General features: G+C 49.5%; 11 protein-coding genes. 6 read left to right on the plus strand and 5 right to left on the minus strand.

Features of this window, described 5'->3' with window-relative positions; genetic code table 11:
- Positions 1-68: 68 nt before the first annotated feature.
- The gene (gene kdsA, locus BUB37_RS10005; RefSeq protein WP_072992928.1) at positions 69-887 is read right to left on the minus strand and encodes a 3-deoxy-8-phosphooctulonate synthase; all 819 of its coding nucleotides are present in this window, start codon (positions 885-887) and stop codon (positions 69-71) included.
- Positions 888-969: 82 nt separating this feature from the next.
- Here kdsA and BUB37_RS10010 point away from each other — a divergent pair, with 82 nt between their 5' ends.
- The 6 genes from BUB37_RS10010 (at position 970) to BUB37_RS10035 (ending at position 6,640) form a co-directional block, all read left to right on the plus strand.
- On the plus strand, positions 970-1,536 hold the full coding sequence (locus BUB37_RS10010) for a hypothetical protein (protein WP_072992931.1): 567 nt from the start codon (positions 970-972) through the stop codon (positions 1,534-1,536).
- Positions 1,537-1,615: 79 nt separating this feature from the next.
- Entirely contained in the window at positions 1,616-2,188 is a 573-nt protein-coding gene (locus BUB37_RS10015; protein ID WP_094766672.1) for a hypothetical protein, read from the plus strand.
- A gap of 55 nt (positions 2,189-2,243) precedes the next feature.
- A complete protein-coding gene (locus BUB37_RS10020; protein WP_072992934.1) occupies positions 2,244-2,789 on the plus strand; it encodes a hypothetical protein in 546 nt (181 codons plus the stop codon).
- 122 nt (positions 2,790-2,911) lie between these two features.
- Positions 2,912-4,711 (plus strand): translational GTPase TypA, encoded by a 1,800-nt coding sequence (gene typA, locus BUB37_RS10025; RefSeq protein WP_072992937.1) that lies wholly within the window; start codon positions 2,912-2,914, stop codon positions 4,709-4,711.
- Between the two features lie 192 nt (positions 4,712-4,903).
- Positions 4,904-5,692: an SDR family NAD(P)-dependent oxidoreductase gene (locus BUB37_RS10030; RefSeq protein WP_072992939.1), complete on the plus strand. Its 789-nt coding sequence runs from the start codon at positions 4,904-4,906 to the stop codon at positions 5,690-5,692.
- Between the two features lie 42 nt (positions 5,693-5,734).
- A complete protein-coding gene (locus BUB37_RS10035; RefSeq protein WP_244526796.1) occupies positions 5,735-6,640 on the plus strand; it encodes a LolA-like protein in 906 nt (301 codons plus the stop codon).
- On the opposite strand, the gene ppgK is transcribed toward BUB37_RS10035, so the two are convergent.
- The 4 genes from ppgK to BUB37_RS10055 form a co-directional block, all read right to left on the minus strand.
- Positions 6,635-7,399 carry a polyphosphate--glucose phosphotransferase gene (gene ppgK, locus BUB37_RS10040; RefSeq protein WP_072992942.1) on the minus strand — a complete coding sequence of 255 codons (765 nt, stop codon included), beginning with the start codon at positions 7,397-7,399 and terminating at the stop codon, positions 6,635-6,637. The two genes, BUB37_RS10035 and ppgK, sit on opposite strands and share 6 nt — an antisense overlap.
- A gap of 76 nt (positions 7,400-7,475) precedes the next feature.
- Positions 7,476-8,957, minus strand: coding sequence for a sulfatase (locus tag BUB37_RS10045; protein WP_072992945.1), 1,482 nt, complete (start codon positions 8,955-8,957; stop codon positions 7,476-7,478).
- 47 nt (positions 8,958-9,004) lie between these two features.
- Positions 9,005-9,820 (minus strand): NUDIX hydrolase, encoded by an 816-nt coding sequence (locus BUB37_RS21620; RefSeq protein WP_170863149.1) that lies wholly within the window; start codon positions 9,818-9,820, stop codon positions 9,005-9,007.
- An 18-nt stretch (positions 9,821-9,838) separates the two neighbouring features.
- Complete coding sequence (locus BUB37_RS10055; protein WP_072993926.1) at positions 9,839-10,522, minus strand: cell division ATP-binding protein FtsE; 684 nt, start codon at positions 10,520-10,522, stop codon at positions 9,839-9,841.
- Between the last annotated feature and the right edge of the window lie 237 nt (positions 10,523-10,759).

Raw genomic sequence — 10,759 nt, forward strand, 5'->3', positions numbered from 1 at the left:
TAAATATAAATAAGAAAATCGGACAGGGGAGTCCCGCGCCAAAAATGGAGGGTGAAAAGGGGGTTGTTTTATAGGGAGTTAACGGCAGACCTCAGGGTGGTCAGGTCCGTCAAAAGTTTTTCCAAGTGGTCTAAATGCAACATGTTCGCCCCATCGCTTTTGGCGTTGGCGGGGTCGAAGTGGGTTTCCATAAAAATACCGTCGACACCTGCGGCAATTCCCGCACGGGCGATGGTTCCGATCAATTCGGGGCGGCCTCCCGTCACCCCTGACGATTGGTTGGGCTGCTGTAGCGAGTGGGTAACATCGAGCACAACGGGGGCGTACTGCTGCATGGTGGGAATGCCCCTAAAGTCGACGATCATATCCTGGTAGCCGAACATCGTACCACGGTCGGTGATCCAAACCTGTTCGTTGCCCGAATCGGTAACTTTCTTTACCGCGTGTTTCATGCTTTCGGGACTCATAAACTGCCCTTTTTTCAGATTGACCACCTTTCCCGTTTGGGCAGCGGCCACGACCAAATCGGTCTGACGTACCAAAAAGGCGGGAATCTGCAACACATCGACATAGGCCGCTGCCATGGCGGCATCGGATGGCTCATGGATGTCGGTAATGGTGGGCACCTCAAAGGTTTCCGATACCTTTTTCAATATCTTTAGGGCCTTTTCGTCACCGATACCGGTAAAGGAGTCGACCCGGCTGCGGTTCGCCTTTTTAAAACTCCCTTTAAAGACATAGGGTATCTTGAGCCTGTCGGTTACCGAAACGATCTTCTCGGCAATGCGAAGGGCCATATCTTCCCCTTCAATGGCGCAGGGGCCCGACAAGAGAAAAAAGTTCTTGCTATCGCTATGTTTTATCTGTGGAATCAGGGAAAGGTCCATGTGCTAAATTTTTGGGCAAAGATACTATTTTCATCAGCGTCGTGTTTTAATAAGGTAATATTCCTTTAATCCCGATCTTGAAATGAACCTACTACGACATCTGACCTTGGTTTTATTAGGGTTTTTCGCCTGTCAAATAAATGCGCAGTTCGGCAAGAATTGCGAATTGCGACAGGTGAAGGTCAACCTTCTCAATCCCGGACTTGAATACGAGATGGCCTTGGGCACCAATACGACGCTCGATGTCAAGGCCGGTCTCCAGTTCGCCCTCGATCCCTTGCAACCCGATGTCTATAAAGAATTGGCCTTTCTCCCTGCCATAGCCGGTCAATACCGCTATTACTACAATTTTGGGAGCCGCCAAAGGAACCGAAGGCAGATCTACGGCAACTCGGCCAATTATGTGGCGCCCGCCGCCGCGGTCTTTTTTCCGGGTACCCGTACCGTGGAAAACCGGGAGGTAAAGGGCGCTTTTGGCTATGTGGGTGCGGTTACCGGATTACAGCGCAGTTACAATTCGGGATTCAATTTTTCGGTCGATGTGGGGGCGGCCTATTATACGGGGCAAGTTGACGGGGGCGTCTACCCCGTGGCCAACCTAAGCATAGGTTGGATCATTAGTGAAAAACGCTGGTGCGTCGGACGCTAGTTTCTTAAATTTTCATTAAACCGCAGGGTTGCATGTACGTAACCCCTTATTTTTAACGTGTACTTTCAATCCGAATACATTGAGAAAAATTTGCTTGCTTCTTTTGTTGTTTGCCGTGCATGGGGTACATGCCCAAATAACCGAAAGGGGCTCCGGCCCCATCAACCTCGAAAAGCACCAGTTCAAGTTCAATTTGGTCAATCCCGGTTTAAGTTATGAATTCGCATTGTTCAGAAACCAAAGTATCTCGACCGACCTAGGCCTGGGGCTGGCCACCTATTGTGAGGGGTATGCCTACGGTTTGGCCCTGAACAACCGGTACCGCTACTACCACAATTTCAACAGGCGCCTGCGAATGGATAAGAATGTTTCCGGCAATTCCGGGAACTATATAGCGGCCGCCCAGGCCATTTTCTTTTCCCAGCTACGGATCTGCACCAATATCGAGGGGCCCGACGATTTCAACCTGGGTTTCTACGGCGCGGTATACGGTATCCAACGTAGCTACCCCAAAGGCTTCAACTTTAATGCCGAGTTGGGTGCCGGCTTCTATAAGGGAGACGGGGTTCCCGATGGATACGGACCCTTGGTGAGTTTTAAATTCGGATGGGTGGCCACCAAACGTAAATCGAGAAAGCCTGTTTTCGATTAGTGGAATAATTCTTGTAAGTAAGTCATCCTAATACATCAACTGATCAACCGTAATTATGAAAAAAATCGTATGCTTCGTGGCCATCCTCATGTCTTCCTTGTACAACTATGCACAGTCCGACCCCTTGGTCGAAGACGGCCTGCTCAAGGTAAACGCCTTGTTACCGGGGGTGTCGTACGAACTGGGCGTGGGGAACAGGACATCGTTGAATTTGGAGGGCATTATCGGCTTTGCCCTGCGGGGCGCTTCCGATGTGGAAACCGAATATGGTATTTACCCCGGCCTGGCCGCGGAATTTAGGTACTACAATAACCTGGACAGAAGACTGGGCAAGGGAAAGAACATATCCGGAAATACGGGGAACTACTTTGGCTTTTTGAATCAATATCAATTTGGGACCCCGATTATCGGGGACCTCGACTATGCTTCGAACTTCTACTACAATGCCGGTTTGGTGTACGGATTGCAGCGAACATACACCAAAGGCTTCTATTTCAGTTTGTCCTTCGGGCCCGGTGTTTTTGTCAATGAGTATGAGACAGTTGGGGGGCTTTTATTGGATGCCCGGCTAGGTTGGGTCATCGGGGGCAGGAAAAAGTAACGCTTCCCTAGGAGAACCTTCTCAAAATCAATAGGATAAAAATACGCGGGGATTAAGGGTCGCTAATATTATTTGGAGTATCTTTGCGCGCTCAAAAGGCGGGCCTTTTATAAAATTAAATTATGTCTACAACAAAGAATATTGCGATTATCGCCCACGTTGACCACGGTAAGACCACCTTGGTCGATAAAATTATGTACCATTGCCAGTTGTTCCGTGAGAACGAGAATACCGGCGACTTGATCCTCGATAACAACGACCTCGAGCGCGAAAGGGGAATTACCATTACCTCGAAAAACGTTTCGGTCGTATATAAAGATACCAAGATCAACATCATCGATACCCCGGGTCACGCCGACTTCGGTGGAGAGGTAGAGCGGGTACTTAACATGGCCGATGGCGTGCTATTGTTGGTAGACGCCTTTGAGGGGCCTATGCCGCAGACGCGTTTCGTACTGCAAAAAGCGATCGATCTGGGCTTGAAGCCCTGTGTGGTGATCAACAAGGTCGACAAGGAAAACTGTACGCCCGACGAGGTGCACGAAAAGGTCTTCGACCTGATGTTCGAACTGGGGGCCGAAGAATGGCAGCTCGATTTTCCAGTGGTCTACGGTTCGGCCAAGAACAACTGGATGAGCGACGACTGGCAAAAGGAAACGGATAATATCGAGCCCCTGCTGGATATGGTCATCGAACACATACCTACCTTTAAGCCTACCGAGGGCAATACCCAAATGCTGATCACCTCCTTGGATTTCTCTTCCTTTACCGGAAGGATCGCCATTGGTCGATTGCAAAGGGGCGAGCTAAGGGAGGGACAGCAGATCTCATTGGTCAAAAGGGACGGTAGCATTGTCAAGTCCAAGATCAAGGAGCTTTTCGTCTTCGAAGGCCTGGGCCGTATGAAGGTCCAGTCGGTGGAAGCGGGTGATATCTGCGCCATCGTTGGAATGGACGGCTTCGAGATCGGCGATACCGTGGCCGATTATGAAAATCCCGAGCAACTGCAGACCATATCGATCGACGAGCCTACCATGAGCATGTTGTTTACCATTAACGATAGCCCCTTCTTTGGCAAGGACGGTAAATTTGTTACCTCCAGGCACATTAAGGAGCGTTTGGAAAAGGAATTGGAAAAAAACTTGGCCTTGCGGGTAAAGGAAACCGATAGTGCCGATAAGTTTTTGGTCTTTGGCCGTGGGGTGTTGCACCTTTCGGTATTGATCGAAACCATGCGCAGGGAAGGTTACGAACTGCAGATCGGGCAGCCACAGGTAATCATCAAGGAAATAGACGGGGTGAAATGCGAGCCCGTCGAGCAATTGACGATCGACTTGCCCGAAGAGGTTTCGGGTAAGGCCGTGGAAATGGTTTCCGTCCGAAAAGGGGAAATGGTAAGCATGGAGACGAAAGGTACCCGGATGGTCTGTGAGTTTCTCATTCCATCGCGCGGTATTATCGGCCTGCGTAACCAATTGTTGACCGCTACGGCCGGTGAGGCCATTATGTCGCACCGTTTTATCGAATACCAGCCCCTAAAGGGCGAGATTTCGGGAAGGATCAACGGTTCTTTGGTCTCTATGGAAACGGGTACGGCCATACCGTATTCCATCGATAAGCTACAGGAACGGGGCAAGTTCTTTATCGATCCGGGAGAGAACATCTACGAGGGGCAGGTAATCGGGGAGAATTCCCGTCAAGATGATATGACGGTAAACGTTACCAAGACCAAGAAATTATCGAACGTACGTTCGGCCGGGGCCGACGACAAGGCCAAAATCGTTCCCGCGATCAAGTTTTCGTTGGAAGAGGCCCTGGAGTACATCCAAAAGGACGAATATGTCGAAGTGACCCCGAACCACCTTCGACTCCGAAAGATATTTCTAAAGGAAGTGGACAGAAAGCGAAATAAAATCGCATAAAACTAAAGGCCCCGAAATTTGTTCGGGGCTTTTTTTGTTGTAAAACTGTTAATTGTTCGCTAAATCCTTAAATTCAAACTGTTAAAATTAGAAACTTCACAAATCTTGTTTTTAGGGTATTTTTTTAGTTTTACTTAGGCAAGAATATGCATATCTTCAAGGGGTTAACTCAATAATTAAACTCTATACCATATGCAATTAAAAGGAAAGAAGGTGCTTATCACCGGAGGATCACGAGGTATCGGCAAATGTATGATCGATGAACTGGTAAAGGAAGGGGTTCGCGATATTGCCGTAATAGGTAGGGACAAGGAAAGCCTGAAGGCGCTTCGTCACTCATTTGAATCCGTTAATTTTTTATTTGTGAGGGGTGATGTGGGCGACGTAATCGTACTGCGCGAAATGGCCTCGAAAATCGAGGACGAGTGGGGCGGCTTGGACATTCTTATCAATAATGCCGGGATTGTTTCTGCAGGGCCCTTGGATGAGATTCCCGACGAGGACATTTACGATCAGGTTGCGGTGAACCTCACGGCCGTTATGGTACTTACCAAATATTGCATTCCCTTGTTGAAGGCTTCCGAAGAGGCGGCCATCCTGAACGTTTCTTCCGGCCTGGGCTTGATCGGTATGCCCTTCTACTCGGTCTATTCCAGTGTAAAGGCGGGAGTGCGGCAATTTTCCGATGCCATTAGGCGCGAATTGAAGCCTTTCAATATATCCGTTACCTGTGTCTATCCAACGGCTACCGATACCGATATGATGAAAACTTCGAAAGCAAAGGAGATGGACTCGCCCGAATTCGTGGCCGAAAGATCGATCCAAGGTCTTATGGCAAAAAAGTTACATGTAATCTTTGGCGGTCAACAACGACTTAACGATAGTAAATTAAATTTTGAGTCCCCCGAAAAGCTCGATGAAAAGATCGCCGAAAGTTATGAAGAGCGCCGTGAGGCAAGTCTCTTGCATAAGGCCATGTGATATCTTGCGAAGGGGGGTGACAACATAGGTAAACTAAATATGATGATGCTAAAAAAGCTAAGTGTAACACTCCCCTTGTTGGGACTTGTATGTTTAATAGGATGCAATCCCAACAAAGACAAATCCGCAAAAACGACGACCGAACAGGTACAGGTGCCTTCGAAAACCACCCTGGATATTCCCCAAGCGTGGATCGACAAAAGGGTGGCCAAGGCCAAAGAACGCCTATCCGCCTCGGATGCGGGGAAGGTGGTCTGGGAGGCCATGGAAGCCCACGGTGGATTGGCCAATTGGTTTGGTAAGGGCTCCTTGGCTTTTCGCTTCAGCTATCGTCCCTTGGACGGGAAAACTCCGAGAGACAGTTATCAGACCGTCGATATATGGCGAAACAGGGCCAAGCATACCAGTGTTACCGATAGTACGGCCCGTTTTGGGTGGACCGGCGAAAAGGCCTGGCTCCAGGCCAAGGACAGTACCGCATTTGCCTACGATACCAAGTTTTGGGCCCTGACACCCATTTATTTGATGGGGCACCCCTTTGTGCTCGATGGCGAGGGGGTCAATTTGGAACTCTTGCCGAAAGCCGAATACAAGGGTAGGGTGAACGACGTGGTCAAGGTAACCTTCGCCGCGGGTACGGGCGATGCCCCCGATGACTATTATATCCTGCATTTCGATGCCGACAGCCACTTGCTGACCGCTACGAGGTATATCGTCTCCTATCCCGAATACTTCAAGGACGGTGGGCACAACCCCGAGAAATTTATGGAGGTAGGGGAGCTGGTGAACGTCGATGGGGTGTTGTTGCCAAGTGGTCTAAAGACACATTGGACGGTCAATGGCCTGCCAGGGGAGCATATCACCGACATTGAAATCAGTGGAATGCACTTCGTAAAAGGCCTTCCCGAAGACTACTTTGATATGCCCGAGGGGGCCGAGGAACTATAAGGTCAATTTTTGTTCGGTCGGTAGCATGTGCATGGCCGCCGCCGCAGCCCCTATAATGCCCGCGTGGTTTTGCAATTGGGCAGGAACCACGGGGGTTTCTATTTTGATACAGTCCTTGAATTGGTCAAAATCCTTCGACGCACCACCGCCCAGTAGAATAAGGTCGGGCGAAACGATAAGCTCTACGTACTTTAAGAATTTGTTGAAGCGTTTGCCCCATTTTTTGTACGACAGCTTCTCGCGGTCCTTGGCCGATCCCGCGGCCCAAAGTTCTATTTTCTTGTATTTTTTATAGGGTATTTGTCCCAATTCGAAATTCGGGATCAATTTACCGTCCAAAAAAGCGCCGCTTCCGAGACCGGTGCCAATGGTTATCATAATGACGAGGCCTTTGGCGCCCTTTCCGATTCCATAGGTCATACAGGCATATCCTGCGATATCGGCATCGTTCACCACGGTGAAATCCAATCCGGTCTTCTCTTCCAAAAGCTTTTCCACGTTTACGCCCATCCAGCTGGGGTCTAAATTTCCAGGGGATTTGCAGACCCCCTTTTTGATAACGGTAGGAAAGCCGCAACCCACCTTGCCCTTGTAATCGAAGTGTTCGACAATTTGTGCGATCACATCGGCCATGGCTTCCGGGGTTCGCGATGCGGGGGTCGGGATGCGATGGCGTTTCGAAACCATCTCTCCAGATTCGATATCCACGATGCCGCCTTTTATTCCGGATCCCCCTACATCAATTCCCAATATTTCCATTCTTGATTTTTATGGTTAGGTTGGCAAAATAACAAAAACTTTTCATAGTACGTCAAGTCAGGCCGTACAATGCCGCTTATTGGGGCGTATGGTACAGGCCTGTATTGCCTTCTTCCAGCAGGGGCATCAGTTTCGCGACAATTTCGGGGTGTTCTTGGGCGATGTTCCTGTTTTCAAGATCGTGCTTCGAATGGGCGTACAGCTCGACCGTGGGTTCCGCTTTTCTGTAGTACTTGGTCAGGCGATACTCGGGGGTGCGCATGGTAATGCCCTTTTTGTAATAGCCATAGGCCACTTCGGGGCCGTCGGTACCACTTGAATCCAATAAGGGTACAAGACTGGTGCCGTCCAATTTTTTACGGGGCGACAAACCGCCCATTTCCAAGAGGGTGGGATATAGGTCTACCGTTTCGACGATATGGTCGATCCGTTTGGCCTGCTTTTCCATTTGTGGGTTTTTGATTATAAGGGCGCTTTTGAGTGCGTTTTCGAAGAGCGTGTGTTTTCCCCATACCCGTTGGTCGCCCAAATGCCAGCCATGGTCGCCCCATACGACGACGACGGTGTTCTTGTCGAGGCCCGATGCCTTTAATTGCGACAAGAGCTTCCCTATTTGCGCATCGGAATAGCTAACGGCCGCCAAATAGGCGTGGCGCAGTTTTTTGGCATAGGCCTCGGAAACCGGTCGGTCAAGGCCGGCCTTTTCCTCGCCGAGGGCATATTGGTTGAATTCCCCGCTTTCGTGAAGGCTTGCCAGATGTATGTTTTCCGGAAGGTCGCCGTTCGACGAAACCTCGATACTGTCCCTGTTATAGAGGTCCCAATACTTTTTCGGGGCGTTAAAGGGCAGGTGTGGCTTAAAGAGGCCGACGGCCATAAAAAAGGGCTGGTCGGTATCTTTCAGTTGTTTGAGCCTCTCGACCGCGAGTTGGGTGGTAAGTCCGTCAGGGTAGCCATTGTCATCGGTTTCCCCGGCCTCATAGGGTTTTACCTGCTTTTTCAGGCTCTGCCTGTTTTCGCCATTGGCGTAGGCAAAAAAGGCATTCCATCCGGTCTTCCATTTGCCCGGGTCGAATAGCAGTTCGCTCCAGCTGTGGGGCAGTTCCCTTTGGGCAGAGGGCTCTTCCTCATAGCCGTAGACAAGGCCGTCCGCCGAATGCGAAATTTTACCGATACCTATCGTACGGTAGCCTTCTTGTTTGAACCGGTGGAAAAAGCTTTCGGGGGTATCGGTTTCCGGCCGACCCGAGATCTCGACCTCAATGGCGCGGTTGCTAAGGTGTATGGGCTTATAGGGACGCATACCGGTTATAAGGGCATGCCTCGAAGCCCCACAGGTCGGTACTTGTACGAAATGATGGGTGAATAGGGAGCCCGATCGGGCCAAGGAGTCGAGGTGGGGGGTGATGGCCTGTGAATTGTCGTAAACACCCAATTCGTTGCGCAGGTCGTCAACGGCAATGAACAAAAAATTGGGGCGGTCGGGCTTATCCTCGAGTTTTTCGGTACATCCTGAAAAACCGAGCACGATCGACATAAGGAAAATAAAACGGTACATAGGTGTTTGGTTATGGGCAGTGAAAAGTAATCAAAACTATCCGTACCTCAAATAAGCTCGCCGTTTTCTTGGAGAACGTCGAATATCAGGGCATCCACTTCCGAAACATTTTCGCGGTCCCCATAGCCCAGCCAAGCCATTTCGGCTATCTCCTGACCGAGGGTCAGTTCACCGTTGTACAGGGCGATGTAGCAGGTCTTGCGCATTAAGACCCCTGGTTTTTGGCCGTCGGCCTGGGTCTCGAAAATACCGATGAACTGCAGGGTCGATGGCGCGATCTCTACCCCAAGTCCGGCGTTTATTGAACGCATGAGGGTTTCCGCATCGGATTCCCCCATCTTTCGACGCCCTCCGGGAATTTGAAACTTGTTGCTGTCTTTGGTCCGTACTACCAATATCTTGCCTTCTACGATATAGATCCATGCCAGGTTGTCGATAATGTTCTTTGTGGGCTCTATGTAATAGTCGATGGAATTGAGCGAGTGGCCCGGGTCGATAATATCGAGTATCTTGTCTATGGTCCTGCCTTGCCAGGTAAGCGTTCCCAGTTTTTTGTTTCTCCCGAGGGCACTTGAAATGGTTTCGTCCCTATTGCCGAATTTGTACCCTCCACCCTTCACCCATAGGGTGTTGAGCAGGTGTTGCATCAACACATTGCCCAATTGGTCGACGGAAATGGCTATTTTAAGAAGAAATTCGCCAATGCCCCGAATACCCCTCGAGGCAAAGGAGTAGAACAGGCCATAGATAAAGCCTAGGGGGCCGGTGATGGCTATAAGGACAATGGATATTAAAAAAAGCAGGGCGCCGATAAACGGGTTGACTTTTTTATCGGTGCTGTAGGTTTGCTTTTTTAGTATCATGATGCTGGCCTCAAGGGATTAAACGGCGCGTTGTACCACTTCGAATATCTTGTTTCCATCGCATTTAAGGGTTTTTGAGGGATATTTTAAGATGAGGGCGTAGTCGTGGGTGGCCATAAGGATCGACCGTCCCGATTTGTGTATTTCCTGTAATACCTTCATTACCTCGACACTGGTCTGGGGATCCAGGTTTCCGGTGGGCTCATCGGCGAGGATGAGGTCGGGGTCGTTCAATAGGGCCCTGGCAATGGCCACACGCTGCTGTTCGCCGCCCGAAAGTTCATGGGGAAACTTGAAGCCCTTGGTTTTCATGCCGACCTTGGCCAGTACCTCTTCGATCTTTTGATCCATCTTGTGCCTGTCCTTCCAGCCGGTGGCGCGGAGCACAAAATGCAGGTTGTTGTTGATGGTCCGGTCGGGTAACAGTTTGAAGTCTTGAAAAACGATCCCTATTTTTCGCCTGAGGTAGGGGATGTCCCTTTCGCGAAGCTTTTTAAGGTCGAAGCCGACAATACTTCCGGTTCCCTGCTTTAGGGGAAGGTCGCCGTACAAGGTCTTCATAAAACTGCTCTTGCCGCTTCCCGTCTTTCCGATGAGATAGACAAATTCACCCTTTTGTACATCGAGGCTTACTTCGTTGAGTACAAGGCTGTCCTTTTGAAAAATCGAGGCGTCTTTTAATTCTAGGATGGTTTCCGACATAGCAGGGGCAATACGTTTTTTTAGCTCAATAGTTTTGTCATCGAGTCCTGACAAGCTTTGGTCCGATGGCAGGCTTTGCAAAGGGCAAAGCCTTTTGTTGATATAAAAGTAATAAGTTAAGTGGTAACGGGGTAGCGGGTTTTATAAAAATATTTTTCTTTTGTTAAGCATTATTTTCAAAGACCAAATATACTTTGGTACAATATTCGACGTTATTAAAATTAATAATAAGGTTAG

The sequence above is a fragment of the Pseudozobellia thermophila genome, assembly GCF_900141855.1.
Taxonomy (GTDB): Bacteria; Bacteroidota; Bacteroidia; order Flavobacteriales; family Flavobacteriaceae; genus Pseudozobellia; species Pseudozobellia thermophila.

Excerpts from the sequence above, each read along its gene's own strand:
- BUB37_RS10035 (WP_244526796.1), top strand. The coding sequence starts at position 5,735 with ATGATGCTAAAAAAGCTAAGTGTAACACTCCCCTTGTTGGGACTTGTA.
- ppgK (WP_072992942.1), bottom strand. The coding sequence starts at position 7,399 with ATGGAAATATTGGGAATTGATGTAGGGGGATCCGGAATAAAAGGCGGC.
- BUB37_RS10045 (WP_072992945.1), bottom strand. The coding sequence starts at position 8,957 with ATGTACCGTTTTATTTTCCTTATGTCGATCGTGCTCGGTTTTTCAGGA.
- BUB37_RS10030 (WP_072992939.1), top strand. The coding sequence starts at position 4,904 with ATGCAATTAAAAGGAAAGAAGGTGCTTATCACCGGAGGATCACGAGGT.
- BUB37_RS10020 (WP_072992934.1), top strand. The coding sequence starts at position 2,244 with ATGAAAAAAATCGTATGCTTCGTGGCCATCCTCATGTCTTCCTTGTAC.
- BUB37_RS10055 (WP_072993926.1), bottom strand. The coding sequence starts at position 10,522 with ATGTCGGAAACCATCCTAGAATTAAAAGACGCCTCGATTTTTCAAAAG.
- BUB37_RS10010 (WP_072992931.1), top strand. The coding sequence starts at position 970 with ATGAACCTACTACGACATCTGACCTTGGTTTTATTAGGGTTTTTCGCC.
- typA (WP_072992937.1), top strand. The coding sequence starts at position 2,912 with ATGTCTACAACAAAGAATATTGCGATTATCGCCCACGTTGACCACGGT.
- BUB37_RS21620 (WP_170863149.1), bottom strand. The coding sequence starts at position 9,820 with ATGATACTAAAAAAGCAAACCTACAGCACCGATAAAAAAGTCAACCCG.
- kdsA (WP_072992928.1), bottom strand. The coding sequence starts at position 887 with ATGGACCTTTCCCTGATTCCACAGATAAAACATAGCGATAGCAAGAAC.